At 35.8% G+C, this 18556-nt stretch carries 22 protein-coding genes; 6 read left to right on the top strand and 16 right to left on the bottom strand.

Annotated elements, in window-relative coordinates:
• Nucleotides 1-176 precede the first annotated feature (176 nt).
• Both BFJ97_RS06370 and BFJ97_RS06375 read right to left on the bottom strand, forming a co-directional pair.
• Nucleotides 177-1382, bottom strand: coding sequence for an MFS transporter (locus BFJ97_RS06370; protein WP_068983804.1), 1206 nt, complete (start codon nt 1380-1382; stop codon nt 177-179).
• On the bottom strand, nt 1366-2421 hold the full coding sequence (locus tag BFJ97_RS06375) for an ArsR/SmtB family transcription factor (RefSeq protein WP_068983805.1): 1056 nt from the start codon (nt 2419-2421) through the stop codon (nt 1366-1368). Before BFJ97_RS06375 ends, BFJ97_RS06370 begins: the two co-directional genes overlap by 17 nt.
• Before the next feature lie 198 nt (nt 2422-2619).
• On the opposite strand from BFJ97_RS06375, the gene BFJ97_RS06380 reads away from it, so the two are divergent.
• On the top strand, nt 2620-3624 hold the full coding sequence (locus BFJ97_RS06380; RefSeq protein ID WP_068983806.1) for a hypothetical protein: 1005 nt from the start codon (nt 2620-2622) through the stop codon (nt 3622-3624).
• Nucleotides 3625-3797: 173 nt separating this feature from the next.
• Here the strand turns inward: BFJ97_RS06380 and BFJ97_RS06385 are convergent, their stop codons facing one another.
• The 5 genes from BFJ97_RS06385 to BFJ97_RS06405 all read right to left on the bottom strand — a co-directional run bounded on the left by BFJ97_RS06385 (nt 3798) and on the right by BFJ97_RS06405 (nt 7690).
• The gene (locus BFJ97_RS06385; RefSeq protein WP_068983807.1) at nt 3798-4523 is read right to left on the bottom strand and encodes a metallophosphoesterase family protein; all 726 of its coding nucleotides are present in this window, start codon (nt 4521-4523) and stop codon (nt 3798-3800) included.
• Nucleotides 4524-4545: 22 nt separating this feature from the next.
• Nucleotides 4546-5049, bottom strand: a complete 504-nt coding sequence (locus tag BFJ97_RS06390; RefSeq protein ID WP_068983808.1) for a DinB family protein — start codon at nt 5047-5049, stop codon at nt 4546-4548.
• 89 nt (nt 5050-5138) lie between these two features.
• A complete protein-coding gene (locus tag BFJ97_RS06395; RefSeq protein ID WP_068983809.1) occupies nt 5139-5681 on the bottom strand; it encodes a TlpA family protein disulfide reductase in 543 nt (180 codons plus the stop codon).
• Nucleotides 5682-6209: 528 nt separating this feature from the next.
• Nucleotides 6210-6695, bottom strand: coding sequence for an NUDIX hydrolase (locus BFJ97_RS06400; RefSeq protein WP_068983810.1), 486 nt, complete (start codon nt 6693-6695; stop codon nt 6210-6212).
• Nucleotides 6696-6766: 71 nt separating this feature from the next.
• On the bottom strand, nt 6767-7690 hold the full coding sequence (locus BFJ97_RS06405; RefSeq protein WP_068983811.1) for a substrate-binding domain-containing protein: 924 nt from the start codon (nt 7688-7690) through the stop codon (nt 6767-6769).
• A gap of 161 nt (nt 7691-7851) precedes the next feature.
• Between BFJ97_RS06405 and modA the strand changes: the two genes are divergently transcribed.
• Complete coding sequence (modA, locus tag BFJ97_RS06410; protein ID WP_068983812.1) at nt 7852-8640, top strand: molybdate ABC transporter substrate-binding protein; 789 nt, start codon at nt 7852-7854, stop codon at nt 8638-8640.
• 3 nt (nt 8641-8643) lie between these two features.
• Nucleotides 8644-9300, top strand: coding sequence for a molybdate ABC transporter permease subunit (modB, locus tag BFJ97_RS06415; RefSeq protein ID WP_068984073.1), 657 nt, complete (start codon nt 8644-8646; stop codon nt 9298-9300).
• Between the two features lie 94 nt (nt 9301-9394).
• Here the strand turns inward: modB and BFJ97_RS06420 are convergent, their stop codons facing one another.
• From BFJ97_RS06420 to BFJ97_RS06445, 6 genes are all read right to left on the bottom strand, one after another.
• On the bottom strand, nt 9395-9700 hold the full coding sequence (locus BFJ97_RS06420) for a hypothetical protein (protein WP_068983813.1): 306 nt from the start codon (nt 9698-9700) through the stop codon (nt 9395-9397).
• 201 nt (nt 9701-9901) lie between these two features.
• Entirely contained in the window at nt 9902-10135 is a 234-nt protein-coding gene (gene moaD / locus BFJ97_RS06425; protein WP_068983814.1) for a molybdopterin converting factor subunit 1, read from the bottom strand.
• A complete protein-coding gene (locus BFJ97_RS06430) occupies nt 10128-10607 on the bottom strand; it encodes a molybdenum cofactor biosynthesis protein MoaE (protein ID WP_068983815.1) in 480 nt (159 codons plus the stop codon). Before BFJ97_RS06430 ends, moaD begins: the two co-directional genes overlap by 8 nt.
• Nucleotides 10608-10609: 2 nt before the next feature.
• A complete protein-coding gene (gene mobB / locus BFJ97_RS06435) occupies nt 10610-11128 on the bottom strand; it encodes a molybdopterin-guanine dinucleotide biosynthesis protein B (RefSeq protein ID WP_175401693.1) in 519 nt (172 codons plus the stop codon).
• The gene (locus BFJ97_RS06440; RefSeq protein ID WP_068983816.1) at nt 11089-12381 is read right to left on the bottom strand and encodes a molybdopterin molybdotransferase MoeA; all 1293 of its coding nucleotides are present in this window, start codon (nt 12379-12381) and stop codon (nt 11089-11091) included. Before BFJ97_RS06440 ends, mobB begins: the two co-directional genes overlap by 40 nt.
• A 13-nt stretch (nt 12382-12394) precedes the next feature.
• Nucleotides 12395-13411, bottom strand: coding sequence for a thiazole biosynthesis adenylyltransferase ThiF (locus BFJ97_RS06445; RefSeq protein ID WP_068983817.1), 1017 nt, complete (start codon nt 13409-13411; stop codon nt 12395-12397).
• A gap of 207 nt (nt 13412-13618) precedes the next feature.
• Here BFJ97_RS06445 and BFJ97_RS06450 point away from each other — a divergent pair, with 207 nt between their 5' ends.
• From BFJ97_RS06450 to moaC, 3 genes are read left to right on the top strand one after another with little or no spacing between them, the layout of a single operon-like run.
• The gene (locus BFJ97_RS06450) at nt 13619-14113 is read left to right on the top strand and encodes a MogA/MoaB family molybdenum cofactor biosynthesis protein (protein WP_068983818.1); all 495 of its coding nucleotides are present in this window, start codon (nt 13619-13621) and stop codon (nt 14111-14113) included.
• Entirely contained in the window at nt 14110-14700 is a 591-nt protein-coding gene (mobA, locus tag BFJ97_RS06455; RefSeq protein WP_068983819.1) for a molybdenum cofactor guanylyltransferase, read from the top strand. Before BFJ97_RS06450 ends, mobA begins: the two co-directional genes overlap by 4 nt.
• Nucleotides 14693-15175 carry a cyclic pyranopterin monophosphate synthase MoaC gene (moaC, locus tag BFJ97_RS06460; RefSeq protein WP_068983820.1) on the top strand — a complete coding sequence of 161 codons (483 nt, stop codon included), beginning with the start codon at nt 14693-14695 and terminating at the stop codon, nt 15173-15175. Before mobA ends, moaC begins: the two co-directional genes overlap by 8 nt.
• A gap of 335 nt (nt 15176-15510) precedes the next feature.
• On the opposite strand, the gene moaA is transcribed toward moaC, so the two are convergent.
• The 3 genes from moaA to BFJ97_RS06475 all read right to left on the bottom strand — a co-directional run bounded on the left by moaA (nt 15511) and on the right by BFJ97_RS06475 (nt 17948).
• Complete coding sequence (gene moaA / locus BFJ97_RS06465; protein ID WP_068983821.1) at nt 15511-16527, bottom strand: GTP 3',8-cyclase MoaA; 1017 nt, start codon at nt 16525-16527, stop codon at nt 15511-15513.
• A 257-nt stretch (nt 16528-16784) separates the two neighbouring features.
• On the bottom strand, nt 16785-17588 hold the full coding sequence (gene fdhD / locus BFJ97_RS06470; RefSeq protein WP_068983822.1) for a formate dehydrogenase accessory sulfurtransferase FdhD: 804 nt from the start codon (nt 17586-17588) through the stop codon (nt 16785-16787).
• 12 nt (nt 17589-17600) lie between these two features.
• The gene (locus tag BFJ97_RS06475) at nt 17601-17948 is read right to left on the bottom strand and encodes a DUF2294 domain-containing protein (protein ID WP_068983823.1); all 348 of its coding nucleotides are present in this window, start codon (nt 17946-17948) and stop codon (nt 17601-17603) included.
• Nucleotides 17949-18556: the final 608 nt, after the last annotated feature.

Here is an 18556-nt window from a genome sequence, read left to right on the forward strand (position 1 = left end):
CTCCAGCTACTAGCAATGTCAATTTACGACAATTAGCCTACAATCATTGGCTTCATAACATTTAAACAAAAAACCGTACGCTATAATTCTTCTAACAGGCGTGTAGAAGGAAAATAATCAACACCTATTGAGACACTACAAACTAAACAAAGTATCATATAACAATCGTACGCTAATTATTCACTTTCAAGTATGTTATTTATTGTCTTGAAGAAAAACAGATAAAATAATCCTGGGAGAACAATTGCTAAACCAACAATTCCATACGCTTGTCTTGTACTTAAATCAAAAAAAGAAGTCGAAGCAAATACTATTCCTATTGGCATTGTCACTCGAAGAAAAAGTAATCGAACAGCACTTAGTTGAGCTAATCGTTCTTTAGGAGCCTGCGATTGAAAAATTGCTGCACTCTGAGAGTTGAATAAAGGAAATAAAACCCCTCCTATTAACTCACACATCCACGCAGCTGGAATTGATTTAACAAAAAAGAGTAAAACAAATGAAAGACCTCCACCAATTAAACCTACATGCATGGTGATATATGTCTTCGGAATCTTTTTAAGTAATAACATCCCAATTACATATCCAATTGGAAAAGCCCCAGCAAATATTCCATACTCCCATGACTCTCCATTAAGGTCGCTTCGAATAAATGGAATACTTAACACGGTTGTTGCTCCTACAGCAAACTGAACTGTTGAGGAGAGAAATGTAAGTCGTAAAAGATACTTATATTTAAAAAACGTACGATATCCCTCTTTCATTTCCCCCCACCATAGCTTCTTGGTCCAAACTGGTACTGTTTGTTTGCTTGATGAAGACATTTGACAGAGTGATATATAACTAATACCAAACATAATGCAGGAAAACATATAAATAAATTGCATATGGACAGCTAATAACAGTAAAGAAGTTATTCCAGGAGCAAGAAAACTCATAAGTCGAATAGTTCCATCTAATAGCCCATTAGCTTCAGTTAAATCTTTTCTCTCACATACCTCAGGTAAAAGCGAAAACGAGAGGCTAGCGTAAATTGGTTGCATTAATCCTAAAATTAATTGTAAAGCAATTAACCCTATAATTGTCCCAATGTTTTTATCAATTACAAAGCCTATTAAAGGAAGAAGATAGGCACTTGAACGAATCAACTGTATATTTCGAATCATTTTCCCCTTCTCAACATGATTCAAAAACGGTGCCGTGACACTTTGTAGAATCAATGAAGGGATAAAATAAACTAGCCAAAGGATCCCCATCCATTCTTTCGATCCCGTTATTTCATAAAGTAACAATCCATTAGTAATCCCACCAGCTGCACTACCCAGTTCTGATACTATTTCACCTATCCAAAGTGCTTTAAATGACTTAGAATACTTCTTCATCTTTAATCCTTAGATATTGCGTGAGACGTGAAAATATTTTTTCTATTTCCATTGGGTTTGCAGAATAAATCCCTTTATCAACTTTAATTAATCTCGCAGCCTTTAACAGAGATAGTTGATGATGGAGTGTCGTTTTATTCATAGTGAACTGTGCACTCAACTCTTGCAATGAGGAAGGCCCTCTTAATAACTGATATAGTAATTTCAAGCGCAATTCGTCTCCCAGCGCTTTATAGCTACGAACTAAATCCTTTGGAGGGACCCCAAGCTCTTGTAGTAGTTCCTCTTTTAAAGGATAAAAGAAAAGTTTTGTATCACTTGTTCTTTTTTCTAAAATCCAAGGTCGATATGATACATGTGGTATAAGTTTGACAGTCCAAATTGAAGGCTCAAGTTGATATTTTACGCCACCTGTAATATGTTCAATCTTTTCCATTGGGTTTGTAACATTTAATGACTGATATTGTTTCTCTTCAAAATCAAGTGCTTGCAACCACTTGTCCCATTTTTCGTGTTTACTTATCCAGCTATGCCATTCATTTAATACACTAGAAAATAGTTCACATAACTCTTGATACGAGTAGTGGCAGAGATATCGTATGTATTCTCCTAAATAGTCATGATCGTCGAAATGAACTGCATACTCTTCAAATAGATTAGGATTATTGTAACTAGCAGCAGTTTCCCTTCTCCTAAGTTCTGTTTCACGATTTTTATAAGGTAAAAGTATTTCATAGAAGCTTTCAATTGCTATATCGTAAAGTTGGTTTGAAAAATCTTGAATGGTTAAAGATGAAATCTCATTCTGTAGCATAATCAAGCCATACCAAAAATTAGTTTTCTCAATTAATTTTAACGATTCTACCAATGATTTTGGCATCGATTCTCGAGCATTTGTCCATTCTTCATCAAATTCAAACGTATGTCGAAGCTGGATATGTGTGTATCCAGCTATTCCAAGAATGACTTCCCATACAGGTGATGATTCAACTTGTAAAGAAATTTTTTCAGTAGGCTGTGGCGAATAAAGGTAATTCATGAAAATCCCCCTTTGATTTACGTTAGTATAATTCTAAAATATTTAAATTTAAAATTCAATATTTTTCGAACAATTAACAAACTCAGAAGTATTAAAAACGTTAGATCACTAATCTTTTGAACTAAAAAATATTATGAAATGTTGTGAGGGATGTGATATGGTATAGTATCTACAATGAATTTTTAGAAGGTGAAAAACATGCTAGAAGTAAGTGATAGTAAGTTAGCACAATATATTATACATTTTATTGGGGATACACTCGTGTTAGGCGAGGAGCCCTTTTCGCAACCAGAGGTTATGCTAGAGGCAGCTTTTACACAGCTAGCATTTAGTAAAATCGATTTAGAGCAGCAATACGAATTTTTTCATGAAACAGATATTGGATTAAATGAGGTATACACATATGTGAGGGCTATTTTTGATGAAGAGAATAATCTCCTTGAGCAATCAAAAAACATTGCTACACACTTACATAGTGTATCTCAACATCCTAACATTAAAAGTGGCGAATTGTTTATTGGGTTATTTGACAATTGTTTTCTGTCTACAGAAGTTAAAAAAATAATCGCCATTGTTAAAATTGATGAAAAAGAAATGTTTTTAGATGTAAAAAGCGACCAAAACAAAATGGTGGTCAATGGCATTGACGGAATTAATGTCAAGAAGATCAATAATATGGCCATCATCGTAGATATGGGGACGGATGAGGCACCTGCTGTCTTTATGAAAACAAAAAGAAAAGAAGATATTGTTTATTGGCAAGAACGATTTTTAAAGATTAAAGCAGCGGATGAACATTATTATAAAACGAATTTAGCGCTAACAGAATGTAAAAAATATATTTTAAAAGAAGAGAGCTTTACGAATACTGAAAAATTGGGGCTTTTGAACAAAACGCTTGATTATTTTAGAAATGAAGATGAATTCCAAGTAAACGATTATATTGAAACGGTATTTGAAAATGCAGAGCCAACACAAAAAGATATCATCATAAATTCGGTAAAACCTTATGAAACCGTTATTTCTGAGAGTGCACTTGAAAAGGCTGAAAAGAAATATAAACGTAAAATTAAACTCGATTCCAATATTGAAATTCAGGTGAACGTACAGGACATTGAGCAAGTGGATGAACTCATTGAAGTAGGCTACGATGAAGCGACAAATCGAAAGTTTTATAAAATTTATTTCCAGGAAGAACTATAATATACTCAGAGGCTTTCCTAAGATTTATCGGAAAGCCTCTGATATTTTATTTATCCAAAAGAAGAACCTACTAAAGGTGATTGCAATAAAAGACAAAGCCCACGATAATATTTAAGTTCATAGAATAAAGGACTTGTTTTAATGTTTTATCAAAAAATCCTTTTACTCTTCTATTATACTCTTCCACATTTTAATGCTCTTGCCCAATCAGGTCTATTTTGGTCTTCACTTTGTTTAATAACTTCCGTAGTATCATAAGGAACGCTTAACTGCTCTATAATCCATTTATCATTCCTTTTTTCTACAACTGTATAATTCGCAAATGGTGTGCCTGATTCAATCTTATAATAGAACGGTTCTTCTTCTTCATAAGCAGGCAAACCGACACTCCCCGGATTAATAATGATTTTGTTATTAGGTAAATAAACAATCGTCGGTAAATGGGAATGACCACAAAAAATAATATTTTGAGGAATATCTTTTACAAAATTCATTATTTCTTCTGTCTGTTTTATAGTAACACCATTTGGAGTAATTTCATTCAACATATACAGCTCATCATTTTCAGGTGAAGCATGACAAAAGTAAAAATCATCTGTCTGAATTGAAAATGGCAGGTTTAATAACCAGCTTTTATGTTCTTCCGTGAGCATATCTAAGACATATTGAATAGTTGGATTTTCCGATGAAGACTGTAATAGTATCCGATCACAATTTCCACTTACACCTTTAATATCTGTACTCTTTATCATTTCATATGTTTCTAACGGAAATAATGGTCCATAAAGAGTATCACCTAAATTATAAACCCTATCGATATTTCTATATTTTATATTCTCTAACACTGCTTTTAACGCATCTTTATTTCCATGAATATCTGATAGTACAGCTATTTTCACAATATCCTCACCTTAATTATTTTTACATTTCCGGAGCTTCCATCCCAAAATTTCCCCATTCCTCTTTAGCTGGACCATAAATGCCTGGGACAGTTAATCCCGCCTGTCGCATAAGAACCGTCATTTGTCCTCGATGATGATTCTGATGTTGAATTAAAAACATTAAAAGTGTACCAATTTCCATTTCTTGACCGAAAAATTCAATGTGCTCTTGAAGAGTTTGATCAGTCCAATTGGTTTTTACTGCTTGCACAAACGCATTATTGACTTGAGAATAGCTATCTGCAATAAATTGTGCTGAAGTAGGAACAGGATAATCTTTAGTTGGAGCATCAAATGTTACACTTGTATTTGAAGTAATGATGCGAATTGCAGTAACAGTATGCCAAGCAATACGTCCTAAAGTCCAATTTTCAGACGTTATTTCCTGTCTTAGTGATTCATCAGTTAGATTATTCAATAATTTCTGTGTACAATTGGCTTCAAACTCCCAAGACTTAAAAAAATCATTTAAAGTCTGATACATAATAATCCCCCTTTTTCCTTGCGTATTCATTCATAATGTCATCTTTAAAACAGAAAAGTGCTCTCATCTAAAGGAACTGCGTTTCCAGATTAGTAGAGTTGATCAATATACTTATTTAATTCTTGTTGATTAATTTTTCCTTTTATTGTGTGCTTTAATATACCTTTAGAATCAAATATAAAAGTTGTTGGGTAAGCCAATACTTCAAATGATTTTTGAAGTGTATTATCTAAATCAAGAAATATAGGGAAACTCAAACTGTATGATTCTTGGAACTTTATTGCATTTTCATGACTATCATGTGAAGTAGCATTGATTGCTAACAACTCAACATTTTCAGGTTTATTGTTATAAAAATCCCTTAAATCAGGAGCTTCTTCTTGACATGGCTCACACCAAGATGCCCAAAAGTTAACGATTAGGACCTTTCCATTGTATTCTTTAAGTGTTGTTGTTGATTCGTCTAATTTTGTTAACTTTGTATCGAAAACAAGCTGTTTTGTTCCATCCTCTTTTTCTACTATCGGATCAACCGTTGCTTCTTTTATGAATACATTTTTCAAAACAATTCCTACAAGTAATACGACTAACAAAGCTGAAAAATACAAACCTAAACGTTTTTTAAATTTCATAAACGATCACCTAAGATTCCCTTGTGTATTTGTACCTTATAAGTATATCTATTATATCACGTGTTAAATTTTTACATTATATTCAAGGAAATAATAGCAGTAACAGATTAAAATTCACGCTTGCTAATAATAGAATCTAAAAAAATATTTAAATAAAGACACTCCTAAAATAAGAGTGCCCAAATTCGTCTATTAACATTTTAGTGGCAAGTGTTGTTTTAAATATCACATTCCTACCACCATTAGTTTTTGGCTGGTTTGGTCTGCCTGAGTTTGGATTAAACGACGAAGCCCCCTATTACCTTCTGTGTGCATTTTGTATTACAATATGCATGCTTCAAGCTCGGCTGACAAAAACGAACTTTAATAGCAATGCTAAGCGATTAATTATCATTATAAATCCTGTAGATAAAGTCGAATGCAACTTTGCCTACAGGAATTTTTTATTATCGATTTTAATCGCTTTTAATTTACAATATCGAAATACACGCTATCCTTCAAATTTAAGATCATCATGGAGTTGTCTTTTTAAAAACAGATTACTTTAAAATATTCAAGAGTTGGTACTATGTAATTAGAGTTATACATATTTTCAAGCTCGGACTTTGTTACCCATTTAATATCGCTCACTTCATCTTCTTGGAGTACTGTTTCTGGAATTTCAAAACTTTGATCAAAAAGCCATACATCGTAAAAATCATTGTACGCATCCCTACGTTCACTCTTTATCATTTTACATTTCGACCTAGATAAATTTATCCCGATTTCTTCTTTTACTTCTCTTATAGCACCATCGAGACTACTTTCACCTGCTAAAATAGAGCCGCCTGGACATTCCCATAAGTTAGGGAAAGATTGATCCTTATGCCTTTTCGTTAAAAGAATTTCACCCTTATTATTCCTTATCCATACATGTACAACTATATGATAATCACCATCTGCTAACTTAGCTCCACGTACATGACTTTTATTTGTTTTACTTCTATTTTTATCGTAAACATCCCAAACCTCCATGAACGACCTCCTACACTGCATAATCATGAAAATATACTACCTTACACAAAGGGGATTGGCGTCATACTTTATTAAAGCGTTTCATAAATAATTTGTCCCATTTGAGTGACGTCATAATCACCTAGTGCGGCTACTTCTGATTGGAAATCTGGTGACGTTAAAATCTCTTTCACTGATTCAATCAGTTGTTGGTTTTCAGGCATTTTTAATAGCACAATATCATAACGTTCTCTAATAAGTGGTATAAAATCAACCTCTATGAGTTTAGATATTTTTTCAATGCCTATGCCAATATCTGCATTCCCATTTGCCACAGCAGAAGCCACATCGATATGGCTCATTTCCTCTTCGTTATATCCTTCAATTGAGGATGGAGCTATGTGGTGAACTCGTAATTGTTCATCTAATAAAGTTCGAGCACCTGAGCCTTTTTCACGGTTAATCAGTTTTAGTGATTTGGTCTTAAAATCATCGAATGATTGAATTTGCAATGGATTTCCTTTTGGAACATAAAAGCCTGCTCGGCGTGAAATTAGATTGATGAGAACATATGCGTGACTCACAAAAATCTTTTTCAAATAAGTCGTATTATAATCCCCTGTATCACCGTCGTACAAATGTAAACTCGCAATATCACATTCTCCATTATACATCGCCATGACACCATTAAAGCTACCTTCATGGGAGCGTAATATTTTATTGGATTGTTTTTTCTCAATATATTTTCCTAATAAGTCTAATACTAAATCTTGTCCACTAATAATAATTTTTTTATTCTTTATCGTAAGGGTAGTCGGTGCAGTAGACGAAGTAGGAGTGGCTCCCGTTTTGCTCTTTTGTATATATATTTGTAAATCTGTTCGGTCCACACGCATTTGTCGACCTACACGAAAAACAGGTAAATCTCCCTTTTTCACCAAATCATAGATCGTTAATTTGGAAACCTTTAATAATTGCGCAACCTCTTCAATCGTATAGGAATGTTCATGTGACATGTAAAAATCTCCTTCAATGCTTCTATTGATACCATAGTAACGTATTTATGCTTTTTTAACATCTTAAAGGTTTCTAGCAATTAGGTATTTCTTTTTTAGACATAACTAATTATAATTAGTTATGTCTTGTTATAACGAGTTATATAAGGAGTATATTCAAAGTGAAAAAGTTTTATAGTTTATTCGCTTCATCGTTACTACTTGTTGGTATTTTAACAGGTTGTGGTAGTCAAGGTAGTAACAACAAAACAACAAACGAACCTGTTGAAATAACAATTTCCGCAGCGGCTAGTTTACAAGAGTCATTAGAAGAACTTCAAAAAACCTATGAAAAAGAACATGATAATATTAAAATCATCTATAACTTTGGTGGCTCTGGAGCATTACAGCAACAAATTGTAAAAGGTGCTCCTGTAGATCTTTTCTTTTCAGCAGCAGAAGATAAATTTGATGAACTAGTAAAAAACGGTTTAATCGACCAACAACAAGGAACGGACCTTTTAGCTAACGAATTAGTTTTAATCGTTCCTAAGAAAAATGAAAAACACATTCAATCTTTTGAAGACTTAACGAAGGCTGATAAGATTGCCGTTGGTACACCAGAATCGGTTCCTGCTGGCAAGTACGGTGTAGAAACATTGACAAATATGAAACTTTGGGAAGATGTAGCATCAAAAGTTGTGTATACAAAAGACGTACGACAAGTACTTACTTATACAGAAACTGAAAATGTTGATGCAGGTATGGTATATAAAACAGATGCCCTTGTTTCAGATAAAGTAGATGTTGTTACTACAGCACAAGGTGATACACATACACCTATTATTTATCCTGTAGGTGTTATCAAAGATAGTAAGCATGCTAAAGAAGCGGAAGATTTTTATAACTATTTACAAAGCGATACGGCGATGAAAGTATTTAAAAAATACGGCTTTCAAGGAGCTCATTAATTGATGAGTACCGGTTTCTGGTCACCTCTTAAACTTTCTGTTGAAATTGCATTTGTGTCAGGAATCATTGTTATAGTAGCAGGTATTCTATTTGGTAAATGGATGGCAAAACGCAAATTTAAAGGGAAATTATTTCTTGAAACGGTACTGCTTTTACCATTGGTATTACCTCCTACGGTAGTAGGCTTCCTTCTGATTATTATTTTCGGCAAAAACAGCATGTTAGGTAGCTTGATTACATGGCTTTTCAATCAACCCGTTATGTTCACATGGTGGGCGGCAGTTATCGCCTCTACTGTTGTTGCATTTCCTTTAATGTATCAATCGGCAAAAACTGGATTCGAAGCTGTTGATGAGGATATCGAGAACGCCGCACGTGTTGATGGTGCTAACGAATGGCAAGTCTTTTTCTTCATTTCTATTCCTCTTGCATTAAAAGCGATTGTGGCAGGTGGAATTTTAAGTTTTACACGAGCTTTAGGTGAATTTGGGGCAACTTTAATGTTTGCGGGAAACCTTCCAGGCAAAACGCAAACAACGCCACTTGCTATTTATATGGCGATTGAATCGGGTAACATGTCACTCGCTTGGTCATGGGTGATTTGTATGATAGGTATTTCCTTCCTTATGCTTCTGAGCGTCCATCTATTGAAAGCATAACAATACAACTGTATCTTTGTGCAAAAGAGCATGTTTTGAAAAGGATTGATCAAAACATGCTCTTATTTAATGTGTCAGACCTAGTTGTACTATTTTAGGAATCTTTTTCATCTGTGAATATTTTAAGTGCACCAAATGCGACTACTAAAGGAATTACCACTAACGTAAATCTAAGAAAATAAATATCAAAGATGAAACTAATGACAACGATGGGTAATCCAATCATAACGACCATTGAGGCGAATTTAGTATAACGGATTATTTCATTCGATAACTGTGGTTCTTCTTTGTACATCCATCTTTTCCCGAACAACAGACTTTCTTCAGGATAAAAATAAGACCAAATTACTAAACCATAAATGGGCATCATTAAAATAAAAAATAAAATCTTTTCAGCCATACTATCCCACCTTGATCTTTTACCACTATTTTACTAACATCTCATCCTATTTTCTTGTTTTAATAACCTGCTTCGTACAAAAATTTACAATCCACACAGTCAAATTCACATGAATATCCAACAAAAAAATTATCTTACCTCTAAGAAATAGAGGCCAGATAATTTTAAACAGACTATATTATCAAGCTACATCTTTACTCTTTACCCACCACTAATTGGTGGAATAAAGGCGATTGTGTCCCCTGTTTTTATAACCGTTGAATCGGTTGCAAATTCCTCATTGACCGCTGTCATAACATGTTGCAAAGAAATTTGTGGATATTGGCTTTCCATCCATGCTTTAATTTGTCCAACTGTACGGTCTGACAGCTCTACAGTTAATTTTGGCTCACCGATGATTTCTTGTAAGTGTGCAAACAATAATATGTTAATCACCAAAATCCTCCTCACTGATTGTTGGGTTTCCTTTTGGATAAGGTACATTTTCTAATTGATCGCCAATCCACTCGGTTCCATCTTCCCAATACTCTTTTTTCCAAATAGGCACAATTTGTTTAATACGATCAATAGCAAATTCATTTGCTGCATAGGCCATTTTACGATGGGGTGATGAAACCGCAATTACTACAGCAATATCCGAGATTTCTAAATGACCAACACGATGCGTAATGGCCACTTTCGCCTCTGGCCATCGCTCTTGTATTTCTTTAGAAATTTGTTCAAACATTTTAATGGCCATAGGTGGATAGGCTTGATATTCCAAATGTAATGTTTTCTTTTCTTTCGTCATTTCACGTACTGTTCCGATGAAAACAGTGATTGCACCAGCGTTTCGACTTGTTACTTTTTGTCTAACTTCCTCAACATCAATTGGTTTATCGATGATTTCAAACAACGATGTAGTCATGATTATTTCCTCATTTCCTTCATAAGAACTTCCATATATTGTGCTTTTTCATGAATTAAAAAAGTTGGATAATCTAGTGGTTTATCCAGTGGATAGGTCGGCCAGTAAAGAACACAGACGATATTACTTACTTTTTGCAGCAAAGATTGATCTTCCGCTTGTCGCAAAAGAACAACCTTCGGAAAGTGTTCATTTTTATAGCCTTCAATTAAAATGATATCCATTTCAATTGACTCATAAATAGCTAGTATATCAGCAAGTTGCCAGTTACTTTGGTGAATGCTCATGCGCAAAGTACCTTCTCCTTCAACTGCTGTTACACTTGCGCCGGCCTTTTCATGCCGAGCACTGTCTTTCGAACTTTCAATCGCAGGGATACCACCATGTCCATGATGCTTAATTGTTCCTACACGCAAGCCTTCAGTCTTAGCTTGTGTAATGAGTTGTTCCATTACCGTTGTCTTCCCACTATTTTGATAGCCTACGATTTGTAGGATTTTTCGATGATGTCCCAAGGCCACTCACTTCCTTGCAAATCTTCTAACAATAAGACAGCTACTTGCATGCCTTTTTCGTATCCACGTGATCCACCTGGTAATACAATAAAGGCATTGGCTTCCGCTAAAGACGAAACAGCACTAGATTTATCAAAACCAGAAGGAGCTGCAACTAATTGACCTTTTTCATAAGAAATACTAGCACGCACAAAACGGGTAAACGGATTCGGTTTTTTAAAGTCCGCACCTAAAATAGCCTGCTCTCTACGTAGATGTGGCTGCTTATGGCCAAATGCCTTTCGAATAATAGGTCGTGTAAATAGTTCAAAGCCTACATAGCAAGCTGATGGATTACCTGAAAGTCCAAATAATAATTGACCATTTCGAGCAGCAACAGTTGTTACACTACCTGGTCGCATCGCTACTTTATTAAAAAGCACTTTTGCGTCAATGGCTTCATAAATGGCTGGTAAGTAATCATAATCACCTACTGATACTCCTCCTGTTGTAATCAATATGTCTACTTCTTGTAGCGCTTTCTCTACAACATCAATACATAAATTTATGTCATCACTAAATTTACCAAAATATTTAACTGTTGCCCCAGCACGTTCAATTTGGGCCATTATCATGTATGCATTACTATTACGAATTTTCCCTGGCTGTAAAGATTCACTCGGTTCTAGTAACTCACTTCCTGTTGCAATGACACCTACGATCGGCTTCCGAAATACAGGTACTTGATCATAACCAAAAGTAGCAAGTAATGCGACAACACCTGGATTGATAGATTGTCCTTTTTCAATAAGGATTGCGCCTTTTTGAACGTCCTCTCCCTGATATGAAATATTTGTTCCTGTTGCATAAGAGCGTTTAATCGACATATACATTTGATTGTCATCTTCAAATGTATGCGCTAATTCTAACATAACGACTGCATCGCATCCTTTTGGGATAGGTGCTCCTGTCATAATGCGGACCGCTTCTTTAGCACCTACTACTTCCTCAAATACATAGCCCGCGCCAATTTCTCCGACTACTTTAAAGGTTACTGGATTTTCTGAACTTGCCTCTTGACTATCGACCGAACGAATAGCATAACCATCATAAGGTGAACGGTCAAAAGCAGGTACATCTTGGTCTGCCGCAACGTCTTCTGCTAAAAAACGCCCATATGCTTGCTGTAGTGAAACAATCTCTATTTTTTCTTGGAATGCAAACTCCATAACACGTTGAACAGCTTCACCTACAGCAATTGGTTTTCTTTTCTCTAACATTTGGAACACTCCTTTATCCGAGTAAACGATAATAAATGGTTTTAGCTTTCTGTACATCTTGTATCCCATGAATAACTACACGTCCATCCTGGAAAATCACCAGTCGATAATCCTCCGCTTGGCAAGAAAGTAAATAGGGGTTTTTTTGAATATCGCCATAGGGACGAATTTGGACAGCAAGCTGCTCAAGATTATAGTGAATCGGTTTAGGTGGACGAATTTGAATGGCATCGCGACCACATAAAATATCTAACTTTGTTTGATTTTCATAGGACAAATACGGATATGTGGGTTTGTTTCCACAAGATGGACAATCACTTTTACGTATTTTTTCCACATTTATTTCATAGTGTTGATTTTGCCAAACATCAAAGGTTAAAAAACTTTTTCGTACCGCTTCTTCATCTCCTACTAAAAGTTTGAAAACCTCAGCTACTTGATAAGCTGCTACTATTTGAACAGTCGGACTAATAATTCCCACTGTATCGCATGTCATCCCTGTATTAGGCATCGCCTCTAGCAAACAATGTAAACAAGGTGTTTTGCCTGGTACAATCGTATAAGTAGCGCCATAACTACCAATACAGGATCCATAAACCCAAGGAATTTGAAATTTTTGTGCAAGGTCGTTCATCATAAAACGAATATCAAAGTTATCTGTTGCATCTACCATGACATCTACATTTGCAAGTAGTGCTACTAATTGCTCTGAACTTGCATCCAGAATATATTCGTTGATTTCCACCTCTGAGTTTATACTTTGTAGTCGTTTTTTGGCAGCGATTACTTTAGGAACTTTTTCTTGTGCATCTTGTTCGGTATATAGTTGCTGTCTTTGTAAATTGCTCCACTCCACATAATCACGATCAATAATCGTCAACTTTCCGACGCCTGCCCTCACTAGAGCCTCTGCGCTAGCACTGCCTAATGCACCAACACCTATGATTAGAACATGTTTTTGTTTTAGTAATTGCTGCCCTTTTTCTCCGATTGGGCTGAATAATTGTTGTCTAGAATATCTATTATGCATAAATGTTTTTGCCTTTCTATCTATGAATTTTAGTTTGACCTTTTAATTTATAGCTTTATAATAAGAAAAGCGCATTCGAGCCAGTTTAACCGCGACAAGCTTTGGCGAGCCCGAAGCGACCTCGAACGGCTGGCACGAATGCCTAGACATTATTTTAAATAGAAAAAATTTTATACTTTCTTACTCTATAAAAGGAGGTCTTTACCCTTGCATCCTACACATCATCAACTTCCTATACGAGCTGCCATTTTAACTGTGAGTGACACACGCACAAAGGCAGATGATCGCGGTGGCCAGTGTATTCAATCGTTACTTCAAGAAGCTTCATTTGAATTAGTGGACTACCAAATATCAAAAGATGAACCACTTGACATCGCAAATCATGTAAAAAAATGGTGCGTTGATCACACCATCAATACAATTATCGTAACAGGTGGAACAGGATTTACTCCAAGAGACCAAACATACGACGCCCTTCTCCCTCTTTTCGAAAAAGAGATGATGGGATTTGGTGAATTATTTCGAACATTAAGCTATGAGGAAATCGGTCCAAAAGCCATGTTTAGTCGTGCCACAGCAGGGAGTCGCGATAAAACGGCTATCTATTTGTTACCAGGTTCCACCAATGCCGTGACACTTGCCATGACAAAACTAATTCTTCCGACTGTGCAACACTTTGTCGGTGAGCTGAATCGTGTATGAAAATAGCTGGTGTTGTCTTAGCTGGTGGTCAATCTTCTCGATATGGTCAACCGAAAATGTTTGAGTTGTTTGCTGGCCAGCCACTATATAAGCACAGTCTCATAGCCTTACAAAAAAATCAACTACAGCCTTTAATTATTGCTACTAATGCTAGCTTGCAATCGAAGTTTGTAGAAGAAAAGGTCCAATGGATCATTGAAAAACAGCCTCATCAAGGACCTCTGTTTGCCCTGCAAAATATCATGACTAATTTTCCCGATGTCGAATGGTTTTTTGTTGTAGCTAGTGATATGCCATTTATCCATGCAGATTTTATCCAAACTATGCTCACATTTATCGATGATCGTTATGATGCTATTGTCCCGAAACAAGATTCAAGATTACAACCTCTCGCTGCTTTATATCGACGCAGTGCTTTACCGATAGCAAATCAATTAGTGCAACAAAACAAGCGAAGTATGAAAGTCTTGTTAGAGCAACTTCAAGTATGTTATGTTCCTTTTGAAGAAGAAAGCTCAACATTTATCAATATCAACTCTCAACAAGATTGGCATCAAACATTTGAAAGGAAGTCTAATAATGAGTAATTTTACACACTGGAACGAAGAAGGTCGTCCTAAAATGGTCGACATCTCTGAAAAAACAAGCACCAATCGCACAGCCATTGCTCGTAGTACGATCACTTTATCCGATGAAGTCTATCAAGCCATCCAACAAGGAGGCATTAAAAAAGGTGACCCTACGCAAGTAGCGCAAATTGCCGGGATTATGGGTGCTAAAAAAACAGCTGATATTATCCCTATGTGTCATCCGATCATGTTACAAGGTACCGATCTCCAATTTGAATATACAAAGGCACAGGTTGGTTACGAACTTCATATTCAAGCAACAGTAAAATGTAGTGGTAAAACAGGCGTCGAAATGGAAGCTCTAACTGCTGTATCTATTGCCGCACTGACTTTTTATGATATGTGTAAAGCCGTTGACAAATCTATGGTCATTAAAGACACATACCTTGTTGAAAAAACAGGCGGAAAAAGTGGCACATTTGTGCATAAATAAACATCAAATCAATTTCGCCTCGGCGTAATTGCCGCTGCCGCTTCACTTTCGCGCAGATAAACAATGCGTCCGGATTTTTGAATTGTGCTAGCACAATTCATTCCTTTGAAAATCCGTGACATCCGCCGGAGGCTTTATCTTCATTCAGCAGGTGCCTTTTGTACCAAAAGTGTAGCGACAGGTACTTGGACACCCACTGAAAAGAAACCTCATACGCATCCATCCTTCTAGGGCAGTAGCTTTCTGCTGAATGAAGATAAAAATCCGGCATTATTGTGCCGACTTTTTTCTATTTTTTTACGTAGCCAATCCTAACTAATACCTCTCTATTGCGTCTAACCACCGATGTGTGACATTTCGATTTTTGAGTTTTTCCGTTTTTTCATTGTCTGTTCATTTCGTTCATCGGAATAGCGATCTTTTCTATCTTCCCAAACAGTTGAAATGCATTGGGTGATCGCTTCATCGTCTGCGCCAGACCTTAACAACTCTTGTAGATTCGTACCCTCTGTTGCAAATAAACACGTATAAAGTTTTCCTTCTGCAGAAATACGAGCACGCGAACAATTTGAGCAGAAAGAATCTGTTACAGATGATATTACGCCGATTTCGCCCTTAGCATCTTGATATTGATAACGCGTCGCCACTTCCCCTTTATAATTAGGGTCAACCGGATGCAGAGGAGAAAACTGATGAACTTGGTCAATAATTTCTTTCTTCGATACAACCTCATCTAGTCGCCAACCATTCGAATTACCGACATCCATATATTCAATAAAACGAAGAATGTGCTGTTTCTCTTTAAAAAATTGTGCCATCGAAACAATATCCTGTTCATTTTTTCCTTTTTGAACAACCATATTGATCTTTACTTGCAAGCCTGCTTCGGCCGCTTTTTCTATACCTTCTAACACCGTTGTCACTTTTCCACGATGACCATTCATCTCGAAAAAACGTTCCTCATTTAGAGAATCTAGGCTAATGGCTACTCGTGATAAACCTGCTCTCGCCAATTCATTGGCATACTTTTTCAACAATGTACCATTAGTCGTTAAAGCAATATCTTCTACTCCATCTATGCGATGAATACGTTCAATTAATGTCGGCAAATCACGACGTAGTAAAGGCTCACCGCCAGTAATGCGTACTTTTTTCACACCTAATGAAACGAAAATCTTTACTAATCGTTCGATTTCTTCAAAACTCAATACTTTATCGGACGGTAAAAAAGCATAATCTGGACCAAACACTTCTGCAGGCATGCAATATTGACAACGAAAATTACAACGGTCTGTCACGGATATCCTTAAATCTCTTAATGGTCTGTGTAGTTGATCTTGTAGACTAGTAATTGTAATCTCCTTCTTTCATTTTGATCAATTATGCCTCGGCATAATTGTGTCCGGAATCGACTTTGTGCTTAGGCCTGCATGATGTTTTTGGCGCGTAATAGTAGTTGCAGTAGCACCGATGCAGGTCAGTTAGCCGTTATCGCATGGAAGCGATGATTTTAGGCTAACATCCTTTGTGAACTCCTTTTCGATTCTGTGACATCCGCCGGAGGCATTAACTTCTTTTAGCGGATATTTGGACCTCCTGCTGAAAGAAGTTAGAGCGATTGTGTAGGCAAGTGAATACGCTCTTTGTGTGTATAAATGTTAAGTGTATTTTGACGAATAAAACCTACCGTTGTAATACCGAGTTGCTCTGCTAATTGCAATGCTAATTCTGTTGGCGCTGATTTAGATAATACTATTTCACAGCCAATCTTTGAGACTTTCAGTAAAATTTCAGATGAAATCCGTCCGCTAAATACGATAATTTTATCTTGCATGCTAATGTTGTTTCGTAGACAATGTCCATAAATTTTATCTAATGCATTATGGCGTCCAATATCCATTCGACTTAATACAATACCATCCACATCACAAAGCGCTGCATTATGAACACCACCCGTTTGTTTGAAAATCTCAGCCGAATCTTGCATATCACGCATTAAACGAAAACAATCATCTGTTGTAATACGCACATGAATACCTTCCATTTTTTTAGAAACTAATGCATCATTAGCAAAAACAAAACCTTGACGACTCATGCCACAACAAGATGTAATGTATCGTTTATTTTGAATTTGTTGAAAGTAAGGATTCACACGCTTTGTTTTAACATGCACAAAACCTTCTTTTTCTTGGTGCCAAATGGCTTCAATATCTTCGTAATCGCGAATAATTCGTTCAGAAGCCAAATAGCCAATCACCATATCTTCTACATACTCGGGTGTGCAAACCATCGTCACAAATTCTTGCTCATTAATCTTCACTGTGACAGCGTATTCAGTGACAACGGTATCTTCTATTTCTTTGATTTGATTACCTTCAACACGTATAATTTCTCTTGCTACTGCTCTATCCATAAGGCATCCCCTTTATTCACTAATATTTTCTTCAAAAACAAAGACAGAAATAGCAAAATCCTCTTCAATTTTGATATCCGAAAATAAATGGAGTAACTTAGAGCCCATCAATTCTTCCATGCCATCTGGAGGACTTTTAGTATACAAATCTTGAATCATCCTTGTGCGTGCAGCATGTACCATTTTTAACCCTTCAGGTGTACTTGCAATAAATTTTTCAGTTGGTGTGATATTACCATATAAAGTTGAAACAGCCATGTTCTCGACGAAAACAGTATGAATACGCTCTGGTCCCTTCCCAAATATATCTTTGCGTAGTTTTCGAATAATATCGTTGAATTCATGCACCTTTTTTGACATTTTAACGATTCTCCCAACGTAATTAATCTTTTTATCCTATGTTCATGGGGGTCACCCTTACAGTTTGTTAATAATATAGCAACTTAAATAAAAATTAAAGAGAAAATATCCAATGATAATTATTATCAATTATCGATCAATTTCGCCTTGGCGTAATTGCGTCCGGATTTTGAATTGTGCCTGCACAATTCATTCCTTTTAAAATCCGTGACATCCGCCGGAGGCTTTATCTTCATTCAGTAGATGGTGAACACCTATTGAAAAAGAGCTATATCTGAATTCATCTAATCACCTTCTGAGATAGGATTTTCTACTGAATGAAGATAAATTTTTATTATAATTATTGTCCATTTTGGCTTAAAAGGCTATAATAATTGGTATTACACATGGAATGAAAGTATTTTGATTCCTATGTCATGGTTTCATACAAATAAGTTTGAACTATAGGCATGGTGGTTTTAATATTTAAATTCTATAGTTATATTGAATAAAAAATAAAAGTTGATTGAATTTTTAGCAAGGCCTGTTAAGAATTTTATCCACCATGAATAAATAGCATGATAATACATGCCTTTTCATGGTGGATTTTTTTATTTTTGAGCAATATC

The organism is Lysinibacillus xylanilyticus (assembly GCF_001708185.1).
GTDB lineage: Bacteria > Bacillota > Bacilli > Bacillales_A > Planococcaceae > Lysinibacillus > Lysinibacillus xylanilyticus_A.

Coding starts and splice junctions, on each gene's coding strand:
- BFJ97_RS06370 (WP_068983804.1), bottom strand. CDS start 1,382: ATGAAGAAGTATTCTAAGTCATTTAAAGCACTTTGGATAGGTGAAATA.
- BFJ97_RS06375 (WP_068983805.1), bottom strand. CDS start 2,421: ATGAATTACCTTTATTCGCCACAGCCTACTGAAAAAATTTCTTTACAA.
- BFJ97_RS06380 (WP_068983806.1), top strand. CDS start 2,620: ATGCTAGAAGTAAGTGATAGTAAGTTAGCACAATATATTATACATTTT.
- BFJ97_RS06390 (WP_068983808.1), bottom strand. CDS start 5,049: ATGTATCAGACTTTAAATGATTTTTTTAAGTCTTGGGAGTTTGAAGCC.
- BFJ97_RS06395 (WP_068983809.1), bottom strand. CDS start 5,681: ATGAAATTTAAAAAACGTTTAGGTTTGTATTTTTCAGCTTTGTTAGTC.
- BFJ97_RS06400 (WP_068983810.1), bottom strand. CDS start 6,695: ATGGAGGTTTGGGATGTTTACGATAAAAATAGAAGTAAAACAAATAAA.
- BFJ97_RS06405 (WP_068983811.1), bottom strand. CDS start 7,690: ATGTCACATGAACATTCCTATACGATTGAAGAGGTTGCGCAATTATTA.
- modB (WP_068984073.1), top strand. CDS start 8,644: ATGAGTACCGGTTTCTGGTCACCTCTTAAACTTTCTGTTGAAATTGCA.
- BFJ97_RS06420 (WP_068983813.1), bottom strand. CDS start 9,700: ATGGCTGAAAAGATTTTATTTTTTATTTTAATGATGCCCATTTATGGT.
- BFJ97_RS06430 (WP_068983815.1), bottom strand. CDS start 10,607: ATGACTACATCGTTGTTTGAAATCATCGATAAACCAATTGATGTTGAG.
- BFJ97_RS06440 (WP_068983816.1), bottom strand. CDS start 12,381: ATGTTAGAGAAAAGAAAACCAATTGCTGTAGGTGAAGCTGTTCAACGT.
- BFJ97_RS06445 (WP_068983817.1), bottom strand. CDS start 13,411: ATGCATAATAGATATTCTAGACAACAATTATTCAGCCCAATCGGAGAA.
- mobA (WP_068983819.1), top strand. CDS start 14,110: ATGAAAATAGCTGGTGTTGTCTTAGCTGGTGGTCAATCTTCTCGATAT.
- moaC (WP_068983820.1), top strand. CDS start 14,693: ATGAGTAATTTTACACACTGGAACGAAGAAGGTCGTCCTAAAATGGTC.
- fdhD (WP_068983822.1), bottom strand. CDS start 17,588: ATGGATAGAGCAGTAGCAAGAGAAATTATACGTGTTGAAGGTAATCAA.
- BFJ97_RS06475 (WP_068983823.1), bottom strand. CDS start 17,948: ATGTCAAAAAAGGTGCATGAATTCAACGATATTATTCGAAAACTACGC.